The 19,969-nt window shown below is 59.4% G+C and carries 22 protein-coding genes; 13 read left to right on the forward strand and 9 right to left on the reverse strand.

Annotation, left to right across the window (positions count from 1 at the left end; all coding sequences use genetic code 11):
- Positions 1–27: 27 nt before the first annotated feature.
- Entirely contained in the window at positions 28–750 is a 723-nt protein-coding gene (gene rph / locus P3G59_RS28580) for a ribonuclease PH (RefSeq protein WP_277759837.1), read from the reverse strand.
- Between the two features lie 268 nt (positions 751–1,018).
- Between rph and P3G59_RS28585 the strand changes: the two genes are divergently transcribed.
- From P3G59_RS28585 to P3G59_RS28610, 6 genes are all read left to right on the forward strand, one after another.
- Positions 1,019–1,882: a YicC/YloC family endoribonuclease gene (locus P3G59_RS28585; RefSeq protein WP_277759838.1), complete on the forward strand. Its 864-nt coding sequence runs from the start codon at positions 1,019–1,021 to the stop codon at positions 1,880–1,882.
- Positions 1,883–1,894: 12 nt separating this feature from the next.
- Complete coding sequence (gene gmk, locus P3G59_RS28590) at positions 1,895–2,515, forward strand: guanylate kinase (RefSeq protein ID WP_277759839.1); 621 nt, start codon at positions 1,895–1,897, stop codon at positions 2,513–2,515.
- A gap of 167 nt (positions 2,516–2,682) precedes the next feature.
- Positions 2,683–2,946, forward strand: coding sequence for a DNA-directed RNA polymerase subunit omega (gene rpoZ / locus P3G59_RS28595; protein WP_007894670.1), 264 nt, complete (start codon positions 2,683–2,685; stop codon positions 2,944–2,946).
- Between the two features lie 57 nt (positions 2,947–3,003).
- A complete protein-coding gene (gene spoT, locus P3G59_RS28600; RefSeq protein WP_064589822.1) occupies positions 3,004–5,109 on the forward strand; it encodes a bifunctional GTP diphosphokinase/guanosine-3',5'-bis pyrophosphate 3'-pyrophosphohydrolase in 2,106 nt (701 codons plus the stop codon).
- A gap of 24 nt (positions 5,110–5,133) precedes the next feature.
- A complete protein-coding gene (locus P3G59_RS28605; protein WP_277759840.1) occupies positions 5,134–5,514 on the forward strand; it encodes a RidA family protein in 381 nt (126 codons plus the stop codon).
- A gap of 69 nt (positions 5,515–5,583) precedes the next feature.
- Entirely contained in the window at positions 5,584–6,324 is a 741-nt protein-coding gene (locus P3G59_RS28610) for a hypothetical protein (protein WP_277759841.1), read from the forward strand.
- A gap of 140 nt (positions 6,325–6,464) precedes the next feature.
- Here the strand turns inward: P3G59_RS28610 and P3G59_RS28615 are convergent, their stop codons facing one another.
- The gene (locus P3G59_RS28615) at positions 6,465–7,322 is read right to left on the reverse strand and encodes an SDR family oxidoreductase (protein ID WP_277759842.1); all 858 of its coding nucleotides are present in this window, start codon (positions 7,320–7,322) and stop codon (positions 6,465–6,467) included.
- Positions 7,323–7,510: 188 nt separating this feature from the next.
- On the opposite strand from P3G59_RS28615, the gene exbB reads away from it, so the two are divergent.
- The 6 genes from exbB to P3G59_RS28645 all read left to right on the forward strand — a co-directional run bounded on the left by exbB (position 7,511) and on the right by P3G59_RS28645 (position 14,310).
- Positions 7,511–8,455, forward strand: coding sequence for a tonB-system energizer ExbB (gene exbB, locus P3G59_RS28620; protein WP_277759843.1), 945 nt, complete (start codon positions 7,511–7,513; stop codon positions 8,453–8,455).
- Positions 8,456–8,461: 6 nt separating this feature from the next.
- Positions 8,462–8,890, forward strand: a complete 429-nt coding sequence (gene exbD, locus P3G59_RS28625) for a TonB system transport protein ExbD (RefSeq protein WP_277759844.1) — start codon at positions 8,462–8,464, stop codon at positions 8,888–8,890.
- Positions 8,887–9,633 (forward strand): energy transducer TonB, encoded by a 747-nt coding sequence (locus P3G59_RS28630; protein WP_277759845.1) that lies wholly within the window; start codon positions 8,887–8,889, stop codon positions 9,631–9,633. Before exbD ends, P3G59_RS28630 begins: the two co-directional genes overlap by 4 nt.
- A gap of 182 nt (positions 9,634–9,815) precedes the next feature.
- On the forward strand, positions 9,816–10,745 hold the full coding sequence (locus P3G59_RS28635) for a hydrogen peroxide-inducible genes activator (RefSeq protein WP_007920331.1): 930 nt from the start codon (positions 9,816–9,818) through the stop codon (positions 10,743–10,745).
- 9 nt (positions 10,746–10,754) lie between these two features.
- Positions 10,755–12,830: an ATP-dependent DNA helicase RecG gene (recG, locus tag P3G59_RS28640; RefSeq protein ID WP_277759846.1), complete on the forward strand. Its 2,076-nt coding sequence runs from the start codon at positions 10,755–10,757 to the stop codon at positions 12,828–12,830.
- Positions 12,831–12,909: 79 nt separating this feature from the next.
- A complete protein-coding gene (locus tag P3G59_RS28645) occupies positions 12,910–14,310 on the forward strand; it encodes an aminoacyl-tRNA deacylase and HDOD domain-containing protein (protein WP_016985804.1) in 1,401 nt (466 codons plus the stop codon).
- A 156-nt stretch (positions 14,311–14,466) separates the two neighbouring features.
- On the opposite strand, the gene P3G59_RS28650 is transcribed toward P3G59_RS28645, so the two are convergent.
- Positions 14,467–14,850: a helicase gene (locus tag P3G59_RS28650; RefSeq protein WP_016985803.1), complete on the reverse strand. Its 384-nt coding sequence runs from the start codon at positions 14,848–14,850 to the stop codon at positions 14,467–14,469.
- A 365-nt stretch (positions 14,851–15,215) separates the two neighbouring features.
- Here P3G59_RS28650 and P3G59_RS28655 point away from each other — a divergent pair, with 365 nt between their 5' ends.
- Complete coding sequence (locus tag P3G59_RS28655) at positions 15,216–15,578, forward strand: DUF6124 family protein (protein ID WP_277759847.1); 363 nt, start codon at positions 15,216–15,218, stop codon at positions 15,576–15,578.
- A gap of 115 nt (positions 15,579–15,693) precedes the next feature.
- Here the strand turns inward: P3G59_RS28655 and P3G59_RS28660 are convergent, their stop codons facing one another.
- From P3G59_RS28660 to P3G59_RS28685, 6 genes are all read right to left on the reverse strand, one after another.
- Positions 15,694–15,855, reverse strand: coding sequence for a hypothetical protein (locus P3G59_RS28660; RefSeq protein ID WP_177434699.1), 162 nt, complete (start codon positions 15,853–15,855; stop codon positions 15,694–15,696).
- A 284-nt stretch (positions 15,856–16,139) separates the two neighbouring features.
- Positions 16,140–17,243, reverse strand: a complete 1,104-nt coding sequence (locus P3G59_RS28665) for a hypothetical protein (RefSeq protein WP_277759849.1) — start codon at positions 17,241–17,243, stop codon at positions 16,140–16,142.
- Between the two features lie 82 nt (positions 17,244–17,325).
- Complete coding sequence (locus tag P3G59_RS28670; RefSeq protein ID WP_277759850.1) at positions 17,326–17,757, reverse strand: hypothetical protein; 432 nt, start codon at positions 17,755–17,757, stop codon at positions 17,326–17,328.
- Between the two features lie 52 nt (positions 17,758–17,809).
- A complete protein-coding gene (locus P3G59_RS28675; protein WP_277762213.1) occupies positions 17,810–18,568 on the reverse strand; it encodes a lysozyme inhibitor LprI family protein in 759 nt (252 codons plus the stop codon).
- A gap of 2 nt (positions 18,569–18,570) precedes the next feature.
- Complete coding sequence (locus P3G59_RS28680; RefSeq protein WP_277759851.1) at positions 18,571–19,419, reverse strand: tetratricopeptide repeat protein; 849 nt, start codon at positions 19,417–19,419, stop codon at positions 18,571–18,573.
- On the reverse strand, positions 19,406–19,954 hold the full coding sequence (locus P3G59_RS28685) for a hypothetical protein (RefSeq protein WP_277759852.1): 549 nt from the start codon (positions 19,952–19,954) through the stop codon (positions 19,406–19,408). Before P3G59_RS28685 ends, P3G59_RS28680 begins: the two co-directional genes overlap by 14 nt.
- Positions 19,955–19,969 lie beyond the last annotated feature (15 nt).

Below are 19,969 nucleotides of genomic sequence, written 5' to 3' on the forward strand. Positions count from 1 at the left end.
GCGTCCTCCTTGCGGTTATCAACCTGCTCAGTCGGCCAATGCAGCCTTTTGCAGTTCGAAGATTTCGTTCATGCCTTTCTTCGCCAGATCCAGCATGGCGTTGAGGTCTTCAGGCTGGAACGGCGCGCCTTCGGCCGTGCCCTGCACTTCGATAAAACCACCGGTGCTGGTCATCACCACGTTGAGGTCAGTCTCGGCGGCGGAATCTTCAAGATAGTCCAGATCCAGCACGGCCTCGCCCTGATACATGCCGACGGATACCGCACCGATCATTTGCTTGAGCGGATCGCCGCCCTTCAGGCCACCGCGCTTCTTGATCACTTTCAGCGCATCAACCAGTGCAACCATGGCGCCAGTGATGGAAGCGGTGCGAGTGCCACCGTCAGCCTGGATCACGTCGCAGTCGACGTACAGGGTCACGTCGCCCAGCTTGGACATGTCCAGCGCGGCGCGCAGCGAACGGCCGATCAGACGCTGGATTTCCAGAGTGCGACCGCCTTGCTTGCCACGGCTCGCTTCACGCTGGTTACGCTCGCCAGTGGCACGTGGCAGCATGCCGTATTCGGCAGTCAACCAGCCCTGACCCTGGCCTTTAAGGAAACGCGGCACGCCGTTTTCGACGCTGACGGTGCAGATGACTTTGGTATCACCGAATTCGACCAGTACAGATCCCTCGGCGTGTTTGGTGTAGTTGCGGGTAATGCGGATCGAGCGAAGCTGATCGGCAGCGCGACCACTTGGACGTTTCATAGGGAATACCTGTACTGGGGACGGAAAACTGCCGAGCATTATAGAGCGCTGCACCGCGCCTGGGCACTCGTTAAAAAATCCGGGCGACGATCGAAGGCCCTCAAACCCCCATTACCGACGGGCTGCAGCCCTTTGTCACACCGTGTGTTTGGGCGCATTCGCCGCACTGCGCTACAATCCTGCGCCTTTGCTGCCAGTCGGCTTAAATTCATTGATATCGAGCCTGCGGAACATCTGCTGCGCCGATCTGCATTGCGAGGTCACCGCCATGGTGCACAGCATGACCGCCTTCGCCCGCGTCGAAAAAGCCGGCGCCCAGGGCACCCTGAGCTGGGAACTGCGCTCGGTCAACAGCCGCTATCTGGAACCCCACCTGCGTTTGCCGGAGTCGTTTCGCGACCTCGAAGGCGCGGTGCGTGAAGCCCTGCGCCAAGGCCTGTCACGCGGCAAACTCGAGTGCACCCTGCGTTTCACCGAAGAAAGTACCGGCAAAACCCTGCAAGTCGATCGCGAGCGCGCCGCGCAACTGGTCACAGCGGCCGAGACCATTGCCGGCCTGATCAACAATCCTGCCGCACTCAATCCGCTGGAAGTGCTCGCCTGGCCCGGCGTACTGGTCGGCGATGCGACTGACCCGCAGGCATTGAACGCCGACGCGCTGGCCCTGTTCAATCAAGGCTTGAAAGAGTTGAAGGCCGGCCGCGAGCGCGAAGGCGCTGAGCTGGCACGCCTGATCAATGAGCGTCTGACCTCCATTGAGGAAGACGTGGTGACCCTGCGTGAACTGGTGCCACAGATGCTGGCCACCCAACGCCAGAAAGTCCTCGACCGCTTCGCCGACATGAAGGCTGAGCTGGACCCGCAGCGCCTCGAACAGGAAATGGTCATGCTCGCGCAAAAGAGCGACGTGGCCGAAGAACTGGATCGCCTGAGCACCCACATCATCGAAGTGCGCCGGGTGCTCAAGTCCGGTGGTGCCGCTGGTCGGCGCCTCGACTTCCTGATGCAGGAACTCAACCGCGAAGCCAACACACTGGGCTCCAAGGCCTTCGACCCGCGCAGCACCCAAGCCGCCGTCAACCTCAAGGTGTTGATCGAGCAGATGCGCGAACAAGTGCAGAATATTGAGTAAGGCAACCCCGACATGACCCACAGCACCGGCACCCTGTACATCATTTCCGCACCATCGGGCGCGGGCAAAAGCAGCCTGGTCAAGGCTTTGACCGATGCCGACCCGGAGATTCGCGTTTCGATCTCCCACACCACCCGCGCCATGCGCCCGGGTGAGGTGAACGGCGTGAACTATCACTTCGTGACCCGCGAAGCCTTCGTAAAGATGGGCGAGCACGGTGATTTCCTCGAACGCGCAGAAGTGTTCGGCAACTTCTACGGCACTTCGCAAAGCCATCTGCAACAGACCCTGGACGAAGGCCACGACCTGATTCTGGAGATCGACTGGCAAGGCGCCGAGCAAGTGCGCAAGCTGATGCCGCAGGCCCGCTCGATCTTCATTCTGCCACCATCGCTGCATGCCCTGCACCAGCGCCTGACCAATCGTGGCCAGGACAGCGACGAGATCATCGACGGGCGGATGCGCGAAGCGGTCAATGAGATGAGCCACTACGTCGAATACGACTACCTGATCATCAACGACGACTTTGCTCATGCGCTGGACGATCTGAAGGCGATTTTCCGCGCCAATCAGTTGCAACAAAAGCGCCAGCAGGTACGTTTCGGCAAATTGCTGGCCGAATTGCTCGGTTAATCAGCACTTCCCAAAACGCCTGCAAGCGCTTTACATTGGCACTTGCGGCGCGTTGAAGAGCTTGGTTAAAAAATCAGCGCTTCCCTAATCGCTGGTGATTTTTTAAACTGTTGAGTCCGCTCGCCCAACCGGGCAGCGCGCATATTGCATTCGCTCCGAGGAATACCATGGCCCGCGTAACCGTTGAAGACTGCCTGAACCACGTGGAAAACCGTTTTGAGCTGGTCATGCTCTCTACCAAACGTGCCCGTCAACTGGCCACCGGCGGCAAAGAGCCACTGGTTCAGTGGGAAAACGACAAGCCTACCGTTGTTGCCCTGCGTGAAATCGCTGAAGGCCTGATGAGCTACGAGTTCATCGCCAACGCTGAAATCGTCGAAGACGAACCGCTGTTTGCAGCGTTCGAGGACGAGTCCAACGAGGCCGTCTAAGCCTATGCCTGGTCGACGTAGCACGGCGCGGGGTCACAGCCTACGGCAGGAATTATCATGCCGAGCATAGACGCCCTCGCCGATCGCTTATCGACCTACCTCGGCAACGACCAGGTCAACCTGGTCCGCCGAGCGTATTTCTACGCCGAACAAGCCCATGACGGTCAACGCCGTCGCAGCGGCGAGGCGTACGTCACGCATCCTCTTGCCGTGGCCAATATTCTTGCCGACATGCACATGGACCATCAGAGCCTGATGGCGGCGATGCTGCATGACGTGATCGAAGACACCGGTATTGCCAAAGAAGCGCTGCAAGCGCAGTTCGGTGAAACCGTGGCCGAACTGGTCGACGGGGTCAGCAAATTGACCCAGATGAATTTCGAGACCAAGGCCGAAGCCCAAGCCGAAAACTTCCAGAAAATGGCCATGGCCATGGCACGCGACATCCGCGTGATCCTGGTCAAACTCGCCGACCGCCTGCACAACATGCGCACGCTGGAAGTGCTGTCCGGCGAAAAACGCCGACGCATCGCCAAGGAAACCCTCGAAATCTACGCGCCCATCGCCAACCGGCTGGGCATGCATGCCATTCGTATCGAATTCGAAGACCTCGGCTTCAAGGCCATGCACCCGATGCGTTCCGCGCGGATCTACCAGGCGGTCAAACGCGCCCGGGGCAACCGCAAGGAAATCGTCAACAAGATCGAAGAATCCCTTGGCCATTGCCTCGCCATCGACGGCATCCAGGGCGAAGTCAGCGGTCGTCAGAAACACCTCTACGGCATCTACAAGAAAATGCGCGGCAAGCGTCGGGCCTTCAACGAGATCATGGACGTCTATGCGTTCCGGATCATCGTCGACAAGGTCGATACCTGCTACCGCGTGCTGGGTGCTGTACATAATTTGTACAAACCGTTGCCGGGGCGCTTCAAGGACTACATCGCGATCCCCAAGGCCAACGGCTATCAGTCGTTGCACACCACGCTGTTCGGCATGCACGGCGTACCGATCGAGATCCAGATCCGCACCCGTGAAATGGAAGAGATGGCCAACAACGGCATCGCCGCCCATTGGCTGTACAAATCCAGCGGTGACGAACAGCCGAAAGGCACTCACGCCCGCGCCCGCCAGTGGGTCAAAGGCGTGCTGGAAATGCAGCAACGTGCCGGCAACTCGCTGGAATTCATCGAGAGCGTGAAGATCGACCTGTTCCCGGACGAGGTCTACGTGTTCACGCCAAAAGGCCGGATCATGGAGCTGCCGAAAGGCTCCACGGCGGTAGACTTCGCTTACGCGGTACACACCGACGTCGGCAACAGCTGCATCGCCTGCCGGATCAACCGTCGTCTCGCACCGCTGTCCGAACCGCTGCAAAGCGGCTCCACGGTCGAGATCGTCAGCGCCCCGGGCGCACGACCGAATCCGGCATGGCTCAATTTCGTCGTTACCGGCAAGGCGCGCACGCACATCCGCCACGCACTGAAACTGCAACGTCGCTCCGAGTCCATCAGCCTCGGCGAACGCCTGCTGAACAAGGTGCTCAACGGTTTCGACAGCGCGCTGGAGAAGATCCCGGCCGAACGCGTCAAAGCGATGCTCACCGAGTACCGCCTCGAACTGATCGAAGACCTGCTCGAAGACATCGGCCTGGGCAACCGCATGGCCTATGTTGTCGCCCGCCGCCTGCTCGGCGAAGGCGAACAGTTGCCAAGCCCGGAAGGCCCGCTGGCGATTCGCGGCACCGAAGGTCTGGTGCTCAGCTACGCCAAATGCTGCACCCCGATCCCGGGCGACCCGATTGTCGGGCACCTGTCGGCGGGCAAAGGCATGGTCGTGCACCTGGACAACTGTCGCAACATCAGCGAAATCCGGCACAACCCGGAAAAATGCATCCAGCTCTCGTGGGCCAAGGATGTTACCGGCGAATTCAACGTCGAACTGCGCGTCGAGCTGGAACACCAGCGCGGCCTGATCGCTCTGCTGGCCAGCAGCGTCAACGCAGCCGACGGCAATATCGAGAAAATCAGCATGGACGAACGCGATGGTCGCATCAGCGTGGTCCAGTTGGTGGTCAGCGTCCACGACCGTGTGCACCTGGCCCGCGTGATCAAGAAGCTGCGCGCCTTGACCGGGGTGATCCGCATCACCCGCATGCGTGCATAACTCAACCATTACAAGGAGTCATACATGACCAAGACTGTTATCACCAGCGACAAGGCCCCGACCGCCATCGGTACCTACTCCCAGGCGATCAAGGCCGGCAACACTGTTTACATGTCGGGGCAGATTCCTCTGGACCCAAAAACCATGGAACTGGTTGAAGGCTTCGAAGCCCAGACCGTCCAGGTGTTCGAGAACCTCAAAGCCGTGGCTGAAGCGGCCGGCGGTTCCTTCAAGGACATCGTCAAGCTGAACATCTTCCTCACCGACCTGAGCCACTTCGCCAAGGTCAACGAGATCATGGGCAAGTACTTCGACCAGCCATACCCGGCCCGCGCCGCCATCGGCGTTGCCGCCCTGCCAAAGGGTTCGCAGGTTGAAATGGATGCCATTCTGGTCATCGAGTGATGCGCACGGCGCGGCCTTCAACCGCCGCGCCGACTGCTCAGCAAGAAAAGGTTTTGAAAGGATTCCACCATGCGCAAAGCGCTAGCTCTCCCGCTGCTCGCCATTTTCCTCGGCGGCTGCGCCAGCAACCCTGCCGACCGTGATATCAGCGGCACCTGGATCAACCAGGTGGCGATTGATGCTGCAGCCAAGGGCGGCCCCCTGCGCGAAGCGCTTCAGGCTTACGGCCCGAACCTTGAGTGGGACGTCAACACCAAGGCCGGTCAGGCCCGCTATACCAACGGTTTTGAGAACGTCGAAGGACGGCTGCTGGGTGAACAATCCGGCGCCTGGAAAGTCGACTTCTATGGCAGCTCCGCCAGTGAGCTGAAACGCGACGGCGGGCAGTTGCAACAGGCCGCCAGCGATAACGAACCTGAGCAACTCTTCGATCGTGCACAGATTCCGGTGCCGGAAGGCGCACCGATCGGCGCCAGCTTCGAACGCGCGCTGTATTCGGCCTATATGGGCGGCAGCTGGAAAATCGCCAGTGGTCAGGGCGAAGGCCAAACCGTGCAGTTTCAGGCCGATGGCCAGGTCTCCGGCTTGCCCGGTGCCGACCGCTACGCCTTGTGCCTGGCAGGTGATTGCGCGTCGATGAGCAGCACCAACGACAACATGTGGCTGCAGCTCAACGGTCAGGGCAACGCCTACATCTTTGCGCGCAAGGGCAAGGAGCTGGAGATATTCCAGGCAGTGAACACGGCGCTGGCGGATGAAATGCCACAGTACACGCCGGGCGAGCGCAAGTGGTTGCTGGAGAAGCAGTAACCACCCTCGCAAGCCCCGCAGATCCAATGTAGGAGTGAGCCTGCTCGCGATAGCTATTTAACAGTCAGCATAGGTGTTGAATGTTAAGGCCCCATCGCGAGCAGGCTCACTCCTACAGTTGTATTTGGGGTGTCTAAAAGTCAGCACTTACCTTCAAGGATCGCGGCGTAGCCCTCGCGATAGCTTGGGTACGTCGGCGTCCAACCCAACGCTTTCGCCCGGGCATTGCTGCAACGCTTGCTGCCGGTGCGCCGAACGCTGGCATCTTCCGCCCACTCAGTGACGCCCAGATACTCGCGCAGCCAGCCCACCACTTCGGCCAACGGCGCCGGTGCATCGTCGACACCGATGTAGAAATCCTCCAGCTTCACGCCCTGCCGAGCCTTCTCCAACAGGCATGCTAACAACCCGGCTGCATCGTCAGCATGAATCCGATTGCCATACAGCGGCGGCTCGACGGCCACGCGATAACCGCGACGCACTTGAGTCAGCAGCCACTCGCGACCCGGGCCGTAGATGCCCGTCAGACGCAGAATGCTTGCCGGGATGCCGCTGTTGAGCGCTACCTGCTCGGCTTCAAGCATCAGCCGACCTGAATAGCCGGCAGCCACGGTCTCTGAGTTCTCATCCACCCACTCGCCGTCCTGCTGCCCGTAAACACTGCTGCTGGACACAAAGACCAGCCGCTCCGGCACTTGCCCGTAATCGTCCAGCCAGCTCAGTACGTTCTGCAAACCCTGCACGTAAGCCGCGCGATACCCAGCCTCATCGTGGTCGGTGGCAGCCGCGCAGTACACCAGGTAATCCACCGCCCCCACCGGCCAGGTCGCCGGGCAGTCTTCGTTGAACAGGTCACCGGCCACGCCGATCACCCCATCAGGCAGCTTCGAAACATCCCGGCGCAAGCCATGAACTTCCCAGCCAGCCGCCAGCAATTGCTTGGCCAGACGACTGCCGACATCACCACAACCGGCAATCAAAACAGAAGGCGCGGACATCAAAAAACTCCCATCGGAAAGCGACAGACTAGCCTTCGCGAAGGACGAACGGCTAGCAATCAAGGAAAAAAAGAAACTCTATTACTTTTGTTAACAAGAATTACTTGCAATAATGCACGCCACTTTTGTTCTCGGCCCTACGAGGCCTGGAAGAGCATCAACGTTTTTCTATCTCAGGTCCGGCCAGCATGACACGCAATCGAATCCCCGCTTCGCCAACCAAACGACCTCGCGCTTTCAGCGCGCTGGCGGCACTGTTGTTCAGCCTGATGCTGGCACCGACCGCCGCTTTCGCCGACGCTCAAGCACCCGCCACGCCAGCAGCCACCGAGCAGAGCGCGCCCGCTGCCGCCCCGGTCGCCACCGATCCGGTACAGGCTGTCGATGCGGCCGACGTTCCTGAAGTCCTCGAAGCCGACAACTCCCTGGGCATGGCCCACGACCTGTCGCCATGGGGCATGTACCAGAACGCCGACATCATCGTGAAAATCGTGATGATCGGTCTGGCCATCGCTTCCATCATCACCTGGACCATCTGGATTGCCAAAGGCTTCGAGCTAATGGGCGCCAAGCGTCGTCTGCGTGGTGAAATCGCTGCACTGAAAAAAGCCACCACCCTTAAAGAAGCCAGCGCCACGGCCGGCAAGGAAGGCACCCTCGCCAACCTGCTGGTGCACGACGCGCTCGAAGAAATGCGCCTCTCGGTCAACAGCCGCGAGAAAGAAGGCATCAAGGAACGCGTCAGCTTCCGTCTTGAGCGTCTGGTTGCAGCCTGCGGTCGCAACATGAGCAGCGGCACTGGCGTTCTCGCCACCATCGGTTCCACCGCGCCGTTTGTCGGCCTGTTCGGTACCGTGTGGGGCATCATGAACTCCTTCATCGGCATCGCCAAAACCCAGACCACCAACCTTGCTGTCGTAGCGCCCGGTATTGCTGAAGCACTGCTGGCCACTGCACTGGGTCTGGTTGCCGCGATCCCGGCCGTTGTGATCTACAACGTCTTCGCCCGCTCCATCGCCGGTTACAAGGCGCAGGTTTCCGACGCCTCGGCAGAAGTCCTGCTGCTGGTCAGCCGTGACCTCGACCACCAGCCTGAGCGCAGCTCGCAGCCGCACATGGTCAAAGTGGGGTAATCGGCCATGGGCCTGCATTTGAAAGAAGGCGCAGACGACGATCTGGCCGAGAACCACGAAATCAACGTCACGCCGTTCATCGACGTGATGCTGGTGCTGTTGATCATCTTCATGGTGGCCGCTCCCTTGGCCACCGTGGACATCAAAGTCGACCTGCCCGCTTCGACCGCCAAACCGGCGCCGCGACCAGAGAAACCGGTGTTCCTCAGCGTCAAGGCTGACCAGCGCCTGTACATCGGCGACGACGAAGTGAAAGCCGACACCCTTGGCGCCGTGCTCGACGCCAAGACTCAGGGCAAGAAAGACACCACTATCTTCTTCCAGGCTGATAAAGGCGTGGATTACGGCGACCTCATGAGCGTGATGGACAAGCTGCGCTCCGCCGGTTACCTGAAGGTCGGTCTGGTCGGACTTGAGACGGCAGCCAAGAAATGATCACGACGCGCCGTAAGCTGACGCGTTACAGCGGTAGCCTGGCCGTGGTGCTGGGCGTTCACGCGCTGGCCATCGCGCTGGCGTTGAACTGGACCGCCCGCCCGCCCATCGAGTTGCCGCCACAGGCAATGATGGTCGAACTGGCCCCGGTTCCGGCCCCGCCACCGCCTGCTCCGCCGAAAGTCGTCACACCACCGCAGCCACCGGCTCCGGTTGAAGAGTTGCCGATTCCGAAGCTGGCCGAAGCACCGAAAGCGGAAATCGCGGTGCAGAAACCCAAGCCGAAGCCCAAGCCGAAACCGCCAAAGCCGGTCGAGAAGAAGCTGCCTGATCCGCCGAAGGAAAAACCTTCCGAGGAAAAACCGGCTGACACGCAACCGACTCAGGCGCCGACGGAGAAATCCGCCCAGCCTGCACCGGGTCCGTCGCCTGCTCAGATGGCTGCCAAAGCCAGCTGGCAAGGCACCCTGCTCGCGCATTTGGCCAAGTACAAAAAGTACCCGGCCAGTGCTCAGGCACGGGGCAAGGAAGGCTTGAATCGCCTGCGTTTCGTGGTCGATGCCGAAGGTAATGTGTTGTCGTTCGAACTGGTGGGCCGCTCGGGCAACGCTGATCTGGACCGGGCCACCCTGGAAATGATCCGCCGCGCGCAGCCGCTGCCCAAGCCACCGGTCGACATGCTGAACAACGGCTCGATCGAAATTGTTGCGCCGTTTGTTTACTCCCTCGAACGCCGCCGCTAAATAGCAGATCAAAAGATCGCAGCCTTCGGCAGCTCCTACAGATGATCGCATTTCAATGTAGGAGCTGCCGAAGGCTGCGATCTTTTGCTTTTTGCCGCAGTCGCATTGAGCGCTCAGTCTGATAACGTGCGTCTATCGATTGCAGCCGGTATGCTTGGCCCGCATCTTCATGGACGCTTGCTATGACCCTCACAGAATTACGCTACATCGTTACCCTCGCCCAAGAGCAGCATTTCGGCCACGCCGCCGAACGTTGCCACGTCAGCCAGCCGACCCTGTCGGTGGGCGTGAAAAAGCTTGAAGACGAACTCGGTGTGCTGATTTTCGAGCGCAGCAAAAGCGCCGTGCGCCTGACCCCGGTCGGCGAAGGCATCGTCGCCCAGGCACAAAAAGTCCTGGAGCAAGCGCAAGGCATCCGCGAACTGGCCCAGGCCGGCAAGAACCAGCTGACCGCACCGCTGAAAGTCGGCGCGATCTACACCGTCGGCCCTTACCTGTTCCCGCACCTGATTCCGCAACTGCACCGGGTCGCCCCGCAGATGCCGTTGTACATCGAAGAAAACTTCACCCACGTGCTGCGCGACAAACTGCGCAACGGCGAGCTCGACGCGATCATCATCGCCCTGCCGTTCAATGAAGCCGACGTGCTGACCCTGCCGCTCTACGACGAGCCGTTCTACGTCCTGATGCCGGCCCAGCACCCGTGGACGCAAAAAGAAACCATCGACGCCGGCCTGCTCAACGACAAGAGCCTGCTGCTGCTCGGCGAAGGCCACTGCTTCCGTGATCAGGTTCTCGAAGCCTGCCCGACCCTGACCAAGGGCAACGACGGCGCCAAGCACACCACGGTCGAATCCAGCTCGCTGGAAACCATTCGGCACATGGTCGCGTCCGGCCTGGGCATCTCGATCCTGCCGTTGTCGGCGGTCGACAGCCACCACTACGCCCCGGGCGTGATCGAAGTGCGGCCGCTGTCGCCACCGGTGCCGTTCCGCACCGTGGCCATTGCCTGGCGCGCGAGCTTCCCACGGCCAAAAGCCATCGAGATCCTCGCCGACTCCATTCGCCTGTGTTCGGTGGCCAAGCCAGCGGCACCGGTTACGGCCGGTTAAGCGAGCGTCATGACGGAGCTGTCGCAAGTGTCGGTGACGGCACTCAAGGGTGTCGGCGAAGCCATGGCCGAGAAGTTGGCCAAGGTCGGCCTGGAAAATCTCCAGGACGTGCTGTTCCACCTGCCGTTGCGCTATCAGGATCGCACCCGCGTGGTGCCGATCGGCGCATTGCGGCCAGGGCAGGACGCCGTGGTCGAAGGCACTGTCAGTGGTGCCGATGTGGTCATGGGCCGCCGGCGCAGCCTCGTCGTGCGTTTGCAGGACGGCACCGGCGGCCTCAGTCTGCGCTTTTACCATTTCAGCAACGCGCAGAAAGAAGGCCTCAAGCGCGGCACGCGGGTTCGCTGCTACGGCGAAGCCCGGCCCGGCGCCTCAGGACTGGAAATCTACCACCCGGAATACCGCGCCATCACCGGCGACGAACCGCCGCCGGTGGACGAAACCCTGACCCCGGTTTATCCGCTCACCGAAGGCCTGACCCAGGCACGTCTGCGCCAGTTGTGTATGCAAACGCTGACCATGCTTAAGCCTGACACCCTGCCCGACTGGTTGCCGACCGAACTGGCCCGCGACTATCAACTGGCGCCGCTGGCCGATGCGATCCGCTACCTGCACAACCCGCCCGCCGATGCCGACGTCGACGAACTCGCCCTCGGTCATCACTGGGCCCAGCATCGCCTCGCCTTCGAAGAGCTGCTGACCCACCAACTGTCGCAGCAACGCCTGCGCGAAAGCATGCGTTCGCTGCGCGCACCCGCGATGCCGAAAGCGACCAAGCTGCCGCCGAAATATCTGGCCAACCTCGGCTTCAACCCGACCGGCGCCCAACAGCGCGTCGGCAACGAAATCGCCTACGACCTCAGCCAGCACGAACCGATGCTGCGCCTGATTCAGGGCGACGTCGGCGCGGGTAAAACCGTGGTCGCCGCCCTCGCCGCCCTGCAAGCGCTGGAGGCCGGTTATCAAGTCGCGCTGATGGCGCCGACCGAGATCCTTGCCGAACAACACTTCATCACCTTCAAGCGTTGGCTCGAACCGCTGGGCATCGAAGTCGCGTGGCTGGCCGGCAAGCTCAAGGGCAAGAACCGTGTTGCCGCGCTGGAGCAGATCGCCAGCGGCACGCCAATGGTGGTTGGCACCCACGCGCTGTTTCAGGACGAAGTGCAATTCAAGAACCTCGCGTTGGTGATCATCGACGAACAACACCGCTTCGGCGTGCAACAGCGTCTGGCGCTGCGGCAGAAAGGCGTTGGCGGGCGCATGTGCCCGCATCAACTGATCATGACCGCCACGCCGATTCCACGGACGCTGGCAATGAGCGCCTACGCCGACCTCGACACTTCGATCCTCGATGAACTGCCGCCGGGTCGAACCCCGGTCAACACTGTGCTGGTCACCGACACCCGCCGCGTCGAAGTCATCGAACGGGTGCGCAGCGCCTGCGCCGAAGGGCGTCAGGCCTATTGGGTGTGCACGCTGATTGAAGAATCCGAAGAGCTGACCTGTCAGGCCGCCGAAACCACGTTTGAAGACCTCACTCTTGCCCTCGGCGAACTGAAAGTCGGGCTGATTCACGGGCGCATGAAACCCGTGGAGAAAGCCGCCGTCATGGCCGAATTCAAGGCCGGCAACCTGCAACTCCTGGTCGCGACCACGGTGATCGAAGTCGGCGTCGACGTGCCCAACGCCAGCCTGATGATCATCGAAAACCCCGAACGCCTGGGCCTCGCGCAACTGCACCAGTTGCGCGGCCGCGTCGGCCGAGGCAGCGCCGCCAGCCATTGCGTGCTGCTCTACCATCCGCCGTTGTCGCAAATTGGTCGCCAGCGCCTGGGCATCATGCGCGAGACCAACGACGGCTTCGTCATCGCCGAAAAAGACCTCGAACTGCGCGGCCCCGGCGAAATGCTCGGCACCCGCCAGACCGGCCTGCTGCAATTCAAAGTCGCCGACCTGATGCGCGACGCCGACCTGCTGCCCGCCGTGCGCGACGCCGCGCAAGCGCTACTGGAACGCTGGCCGACCCACGTCAGCCCATTGCTCGATCGCTGGCTGCGCCACGGGCAGCAATACGGCCAAGTGTGAGCACCGTCGCAGTTTCTGACAGATCGTTCTGACCAAGGTGGTTATACTCCTGCCATTGTTTCAAAAACGGATACAGATCATGACCGAAGCCGCTCTCGCCCCCGAATCCCCGCACGCGCCGTCTGTCATTCGGCTGCTGCTAGGCAAACTCGGGATCGCCTACGAAGAAGTGCTCGACCACCACGGCCTCAATGCATCGCGCAAGGTACAAGCCGTGTTGCTGGACGACGCCGTCGGCGCGTTGATGGTGCTGTTTCCACAGAGCCAGTTGCTGGATCTCAATCGCCTCGCCGAACTCACCGGCCGTCGTCTGACCGCCGTCTCGACCGAGCGCCTGGAAAAGATGCTCGGCAAACACAGCCTGAGCCTGCTGCCAGGCCTGCCGGCGCTGACCAGTTCGCCGTGCCTCTACGAAGAAAGCCTGCTGCGCGAACCGAAGCTGCTGATCAACTCCGGCGAGCCAGGCCTGCTGCTGGAAATCGCCAGCGAAGACTTCAAGACCATGCTGACCAAGGCCAGCGCCGCCAACTTCGGCGAAGCCCTGAGCAGCATCCGCCCGAACCTCGACCGCCCGGACGATGACCGCGAGGAAATCACCCAGGCCGTGCAGGCGTTCACCGCGCGGCGCATCCAGCAACGTCTGGAAGCGACCATCGAGATTCCACCGCTGGCCGAAACCGCACAAAAAATCATCAAGCTGCGCGTTGACCCCAACGCCACCATCGACGACATCACCGGTGTGGTCGAAACCGACCCGGCGCTGGCCGCGCAAGTGGTGAGCTGGGCGGCGTCGCCGTACTACGCCTCGCCGGGCAAAATTCGTTCGGTGGAAGACGCGATCGTCCGCGTGCTCGGCTTCGATCTGGTGATCAACCTGGCGCTGGGCCTGGCCCTCGGCAAGACCCTGAGCCTGCCGAAAGACCACCCGCAACACACCACGCCGTACTGGCAGCAATCGATCTACACCGCCGCCGTCATCGAAGGCCTGACCCGCGCCATGCCGCGCGCCCAGCGCCCGGAAGCCGGCCTGACCTACTTGGCTGGCTTGCTGCACAACTTCGGTTACCTGCTGCTGGCCCACGTGTTCCCGCCGCACTTCTCGCTGATCTGCCGCCACCTGGAGGTCAACCCGCACTTGTGCCACAGCTACATCGAGCAGCACCTGCTCGGTATTAGCCGCGAACAGATCGGCTCGTGGCTGATGCGCTACTGGGACATGCCCGATGAACTGGCCACCGCCCTGCGCTTCCAGCACGACCCAAGCTACGACGGCGCCTACGCCGAATACCCGAACCTCGTCTGCCTGGCCGTGCGCCTGCTGCGCAGCCGCGGCATCGGCTCCGGCCCGGATGAAGACATCCCCGACGCCCTGCTCGAACGCGTCGGCCTGACCCGCGACAAGGCCAACGACGTCGTCAGCAAAGTCCTCGAAGCCGAAGTGCTGCTGCGCGAACTGGCCTCGCAGTTCAGCCAGGCCTAAAAACTTCGCGAGCAAGCTCGCTCCCACAAGGTTTCGGTGACCTCCTGTGGGAGCGAGCTTGCTCGCGAACAATCCAACTCGGTCTAACTGACCACCCTGATCGTTCCCACGCTCTGCGTGGGAACGCATCCCGTGACGTTCCGCGTCAGCAAAGGCTCAAGCCTTAGGCTTAGCCTTCCTCGGCACTAAATACTTCATCAACCCCTGAAACCACATCACCAGCGCCGGATTACCCTTCAGCTGGATCGACTTGTCCTGAATCCCCTGCATAAACGCCAACTGCTTGTTCTTCGCCTGCATCGTGGCAAAGCCATAACCGGCATCTTTAAACGCAATCGCAAACGCCGGCTCCGCCACCACGCCAGACTTGCTGGTGATGCGCTGATCCTTGACCACGAAATGCCGTGCCACTTTCCCATCCAGCGTCTGCAGCTGAAACACCAGATCCTTGTCACCCAACTGCTGCTGGAACGCAGGATTTGTCCGGCTGGCCTTACCCATCAACAAACCCATCATCCACAGAAGAAAACGAAATTTCATGCGCACAGCCTCAAAAGGAAAATGAACGGCCGGGGCAGTGTAAGGGATTCGGACGATAACGCCAGTATCTGACGCTGTTGGAAGAGGATGCAGACCAATTCCCGCACGATGACTGCCAAGTCACGATTCCGCAAGCAACGTCCTACACCTGTTGAAACACATCCCTGTAGGAGCTGGCGAAGCCTGCGATCTTTTGATCTTCCGGCCCGCAAATCTATGGGAAATTTCCTGCAAAGTGCGGGGCTGTCCATGAACTAGGCGAGTTGGCAGGCTAGCGATAGGCTCTGTGGGTCGCCGCAAAATCGGTGGCCGGATGTGCAAGTCCGAACTCGGGGAAATCAATTAACTGCTCAGGATTTACGCCGATGACCGATGAAACATTCAGCACTGAAGCAATCTCGCCTTACGAATCCCCCAATTCGAAGAAATTCCACGAAGCCGCCGAGCGCGCCCTCGACCACCATTTCAAACCAGCCGTCGATCCACACCCCAAACGCGAGAACGGCCTCTTCAAACTCTCCCCCGGCACCGACGCCGAGGCCCTCATGGCCAACGCCTCCGAAGACCTCCTGTCCATCAGCGTCATCGCCTGCGACCTGGCCGACGACCTCCACGGCTCCCGCCGCTCGGTGGCACTGGCCCTGAGTAGAATGGCGGACGGGGTGAGATTGATGGTGGAAGGGACGCTCGACCAGATTGAAGTGCGAAGCGTGGCGGCCAAGCCGTAGCGAGGTTTATGGATGAAAAAAAGGGGACGTTAAGTCCCCTTTCTGCAACTGCCTGTGAAAATCCAGGCACAAAAAAACTGCCAATCACGGCAGCTTTTTTGAGAATCCGAAATCGTCAGCCAGCCAATCGACCGACAGGCTCGAAATCACTGCCCTTGGACAGTGCAACATCCAGAAAGCGGCTGCGCTTGCCAGAGCGCTTGGCCAAAACTTCACGAGCTTCAGCCTGGAACCGGGCAGCCATCATAGGCTTGGGTTCATGTTTGGACTTTTTCATGGAAACCTCTCGGGTCTCGAAATTTGACTGGTTCGCCCTGTTTGCCGGCGCCACCCGCCCCCTTGATTCTTGGGCATGGATAATCAATGGCAATTTTGAAGGTTGAGAGAGTAGCGATATTTGAAAGCTTTTGAATAGCCGCCGGAAACACCCCGACATTGATTATCTGATCGAAGCAAACCGCAGATTCTATACCTGTCTCTGACTCATCACGCATCGGCGAGACGGGATTGACTACCCATAAAGGGACGTTAAGTCCCCTTTCTGATCCTTAACAACAACGACTAACGAAAATCCTCTGCGCTTTTCTGGCGTGTTTCCAACCCCCGGAGCGCCGCCCGGTTTATGTAGGCATTCCCTCCCTCACCGCAATACTGCCGGAACACCGCCTTGTCCTCCTTGAGCACCGTCAGATAACTCAGAAAGGCTTGATTAACGAGGTAGGTATAAGCACCGTTTTTGAACTTGATGATGTTCAAGTTCACGCTGCCTTCCGAAGCGTTCACGACAAAGAATTTTCCCTTGGGCGGCGAAGCCGTCTTCGGATAGATCATCTCTATTTTGCTGGGCACGCCGTAACGGTACTGAACAGAACCGGCCGTGGGCTTGCTGTTTCCCCGTGCACAAATGGAAACCGTCTTACCACCCTCCAACGGGCAACTGAAGTAAATGTCTTCGTCATCCGAACACAACGTTCCATCCTGCCCGCCCTGCAATGGCGCTGTTTCTTGCGAAACGCGTGCTGGGGATTGAGTGACATCGGCGCAGTTGGACAAACACACTAGCTTCGAAAGATCCGGAACATCGCTTTCAGTAAACAGGTAGGCTGCTGAACCGTCCCGGTTGCGGGCGTGGTAAACGGGAACACTGACGGCCAGCCCCTTGGCAGATACGGGGCCTGCCTTGTCTTTTCCTGAGACCACCCTGCCCTCAGCACCACCGCACAACGCCTCCAAGGCAACGTCACTGAAGGGTTCCTTCGTTGGCACTGCGAACGGCTTGGCATCACCTCGGCAGTCGTAGCCGTGCCAGTAAGGTCCGGTGTTCGGGTGAATGTCGATCGAGAAAATATAGGCGCCGTCGAGTACTACTTTTCCGCTGTCGTAGGTAAAAACCAGCCAACGGCGCGACTTTGCCTGGGAGTAATTTTCGTTCTCCAGGATGTAACGCTCGCCATCTCGATACAGCCAGAAACCACTCATTGCCCCGGCCGACTCCGCCTCCTCGGAGAAACGTTGTCCGGACATTGCGTCTACAAGAACGTTGTCTATCAGCGCTAAGGCGCAACCACTATCCGCGTCCATACATGACTTGAGCGCCGGGAACATTGGCCCCGCAGCCACAGAGAAAGAACACAGCAATAACGCGATCAAGACTATTTTTTTCAACTTGCCTCCCTGCATATGATTTACGGGCCTGATTGAATATGAAAAAAGGGACGTTCAGTCCCCTTCCTGAATATTCCCTGCCTCACCATTGGCAACCTGTTTCAGGTTTCGAATCCACGTTGTAATCGTTTTCGAACGAATACTTCTTTGCGGACTTGTAATTCGTATACGTCATCGCATCAACCCGGCCACCCTGAGTGACCATCTGATATTCACCTGTCAGCGCACCGTCAACCACTTCAAACCAAGTTGTCGTGTACTGGTAGGGCCTGCCATAGACCAACTCCTCTTGTTCAGTATTGCGATGAACCAGAGTGATGGCCTTCTTCGACTTGCTGTACTTGACGCCAGCACCGCTCCATTTGGCGACAGAGTCGTAATAGGTTCGGAATTCAAAATTTATGGGTTTGCCTTCATAGGAGCGGAAGCAAAAAACCTCGGTCGTGACCTCGCTATGAGCCGCCAGAGGAACGAAAGCGAGCAACGCGGAAAACAATGCAGACGAAAATTTCAAACCGAATATTCCTTTAGCGGTTTCATGAGTATCAGCAAACTATTCGGGCCTGTTAAGCACCAGGCTCAAGCGCGCCGCACTTCAGCTCTTTGATTTGCTCGTTCTTGATCGGAATCACACAGGCAAGGCGCTTCTCTCCGAGCCCACGAAGTTCCGTCAAACTGAGCGTCACGTGCAACCCATCCTCGGCAAACACATGATCCTCAAACCCGGCATCGGCGTAGTCCGTCCAAAATGCCTTGCCCTCGAAACTGCAAAACCGCTTGGAGGACAGCACTCTCCAACCGCCATTGGGCGCCAATATCTGGACTGTCAGGCATGGGCTGCCAAAGGTGCTGACATAACGCGCGACGACATCGCCAAAGCGCTGGGAGCCAGACAGGTACACCTTGTTGAGATCGACCACATCACCCGGCTCATCAGTGACGATCGTGTCCAGGTAAGCCGCACGCTCCAGACTCAGCCTGGCCATGCAGTTGTTGATCGTCGTGACATGCGCTGCCACTCCTGGCTCGATTTCCGTGGCTTCAAGCGGGCACGTGGTGTCGCGTAGCTTGATCCAGGCGCGCTGGGATTCTCTGGCCATGGCGACCAGCGCCTTACCCTGCTCAGGGTCGCGCCGTTGTTGAGCCTCAAACCGTCCCAGCAGTTTCTTGTAGCTGGCATTGAGTTGCTTATCGGCTTCCTTGCGGGCTGCCTCCACACACCGATCGACCTGGGCGCTCACGGTGATTTCCTTGCAGTCGTCCTCGGCCATCGCAAAAGAGGCAAACAGGCATCCAAAGGATAACGCGATAAAACGCACAAACATGTTCAATTTTTCATTCCCTGAATTGCGGATCGCTCAACTACGCGTTGAGGTATTTTCTGCGCCTTGCCATCGGCGCTCATCGCGTCGCGGTACTGGCTGTAATAACGCTGCGCTTCGTCTTTTCGATCAAGTCGCCATAGTGAGTCGGCCATGTTCAACATCAGTACCGTGCGTTTACCAACGGCCTCAACGCCGCGATAAAACTTCAGCGCCAACTCATCTCTACCGCCCTCGGCCAGATAAAAACCGAGGTCGTTGTAGACCCGAACATTTTGCGCCGGGGGATGGCATGCCATGTAGGACTCTGGACTTAGAAAGTTCAGGCTCGATTCGATGGACTCTGCGCGGGACTGTGCCGGCTCGATACTTGAGGCATATTTCAGCAAGTCCTTTGGGGACGTCGTCTCTAGGGTGAGAGTGAGCACATCGCCGTCTTCGGAAACCCATTGATTGCCCTTCCAGTGACCGACACCAAAAGTCGCCCAACGATCAGCCAGCACACAACCGGTCTCCATGGAAATCACAACGCAATGCTGTTGCGACTCCAGTTTTTCTTCGCCATTTTCGAGCGACAACATGCCGAACACGACGGGGTCGAGCAGTAAGGTTTTCTTGTCAGGACTGAGCCAGTCCGGGTGTCCGTCGGCGCCAACATCGGCACTGAAGAGCGGGAAGGTTTTGCCGTTGGCGGTGTACCATGCGATCGCCGAATCCACACCCGGCATCGTCCATTTTGTTGCTCTAAACGTCACGGTGTGTCCGTCGATGCCGACTATCGGTGGATCCTCGGCAAAGGCACTTGTGGCGGCAAGAAAGCTGCCGATCATCAACACCCATTTAAGGCTGGCCATAGACGATCCTCTTCACCGCCAGGCTTTCTGACATTAACTGTCTCTTCGTAACGCCATAGGCATCGATCAGCCCTTCCCGAGATCCCTTCGAACCAAAGGAGCGTTGGTTACTATCGAAGCTGTATTGCTCCAATCGTCCTGTTGTCGAGTAATAGCCGTGCCACTCCGCGCAGGCACCACAACCGCCATAGCCGCCTATAGAAACAAGACTGTCCTTGGTGCCTTCCACACAATCCATCGCCACAACAACATTGCTCAACATCTTCGTCCTCGCACCGTCGGAAGTGAGCTGTGAAACTTTGCCGATATCGCGTCGAAGCACTTTGCCGCCGATGTTGATGGTCTGGTCGGAGCAGACCGGGATGACGTGGGTTTCCGCACCATCCACCGTCACCGATCGGCACGACGAAACCAACACCACTTCAACACCGCCACACTGCATGACATCGCGCTGGGTGTAAGCATCCGTCGGCGCGGCTAAGGTTGGGGAAGAGAACAACCATGCCAGCCACCCGGAAAACAAAAGTTGATTCATTGAGAAATCCTTTTC

The organism is Pseudomonas sp. A34-9, from assembly GCF_029543085.1.
In the GTDB taxonomy this organism is placed as follows: domain Bacteria; phylum Pseudomonadota; class Gammaproteobacteria; order Pseudomonadales; family Pseudomonadaceae; genus Aquipseudomonas.

Bases quoted from the DNA above. Each gene is read 5' to 3' on its own strand.
- rph (WP_277759837.1), bottom strand. From the start codon at position 750: ATGAAACGTCCAAGTGGTCGCGCTGCCGATCAGCTTCGCTCGATCCGC.
- P3G59_RS28585 (WP_277759838.1), top strand. From the start codon at position 1,019: ATGGTGCACAGCATGACCGCCTTCGCCCGCGTCGAAAAAGCCGGCGCC.
- gmk (WP_277759839.1), top strand. From the start codon at position 1,895: ATGACCCACAGCACCGGCACCCTGTACATCATTTCCGCACCATCGGGC.
- rpoZ (WP_007894670.1), top strand. From the start codon at position 2,683: ATGGCCCGCGTAACCGTTGAAGACTGCCTGAACCACGTGGAAAACCGT.
- spoT (WP_064589822.1), top strand. From the start codon at position 3,004: ATGCCGAGCATAGACGCCCTCGCCGATCGCTTATCGACCTACCTCGGC.
- P3G59_RS28605 (WP_277759840.1), top strand. From the start codon at position 5,134: ATGACCAAGACTGTTATCACCAGCGACAAGGCCCCGACCGCCATCGGT.
- P3G59_RS28610 (WP_277759841.1), top strand. From the start codon at position 5,584: ATGCGCAAAGCGCTAGCTCTCCCGCTGCTCGCCATTTTCCTCGGCGGC.
- P3G59_RS28615 (WP_277759842.1), bottom strand. From the start codon at position 7,322: ATGTCCGCGCCTTCTGTTTTGATTGCCGGTTGTGGTGATGTCGGCAGT.
- exbB (WP_277759843.1), top strand. From the start codon at position 7,511: ATGACACGCAATCGAATCCCCGCTTCGCCAACCAAACGACCTCGCGCT.
- exbD (WP_277759844.1), top strand. From the start codon at position 8,462: ATGGGCCTGCATTTGAAAGAAGGCGCAGACGACGATCTGGCCGAGAAC.
- P3G59_RS28630 (WP_277759845.1), top strand. From the start codon at position 8,887: ATGATCACGACGCGCCGTAAGCTGACGCGTTACAGCGGTAGCCTGGCC.
- P3G59_RS28635 (WP_007920331.1), top strand. From the start codon at position 9,816: ATGACCCTCACAGAATTACGCTACATCGTTACCCTCGCCCAAGAGCAG.
- recG (WP_277759846.1), top strand. From the start codon at position 10,755: ATGACGGAGCTGTCGCAAGTGTCGGTGACGGCACTCAAGGGTGTCGGC.
- P3G59_RS28645 (WP_016985804.1), top strand. From the start codon at position 12,910: ATGACCGAAGCCGCTCTCGCCCCCGAATCCCCGCACGCGCCGTCTGTC.
- P3G59_RS28650 (WP_016985803.1), bottom strand. From the start codon at position 14,850: ATGAAATTTCGTTTTCTTCTGTGGATGATGGGTTTGTTGATGGGTAAG.
- P3G59_RS28655 (WP_277759847.1), top strand. From the start codon at position 15,216: ATGACCGATGAAACATTCAGCACTGAAGCAATCTCGCCTTACGAATCC.
- P3G59_RS28660 (WP_177434699.1), bottom strand. From the start codon at position 15,855: ATGAAAAAGTCCAAACATGAACCCAAGCCTATGATGGCTGCCCGGTTC.
- P3G59_RS28675 (WP_277762213.1), bottom strand. From the start codon at position 18,568: ATGTTTGTGCGTTTTATCGCGTTATCCTTTGGATGCCTGTTTGCCTCT.
- P3G59_RS28680 (WP_277759851.1), bottom strand. From the start codon at position 19,419: ATGGCCAGCCTTAAATGGGTGTTGATGATCGGCAGCTTTCTTGCCGCC.
- P3G59_RS28685 (WP_277759852.1), bottom strand. From the start codon at position 19,954: ATGAATCAACTTTTGTTTTCCGGGTGGCTGGCATGGTTGTTCTCTTCC.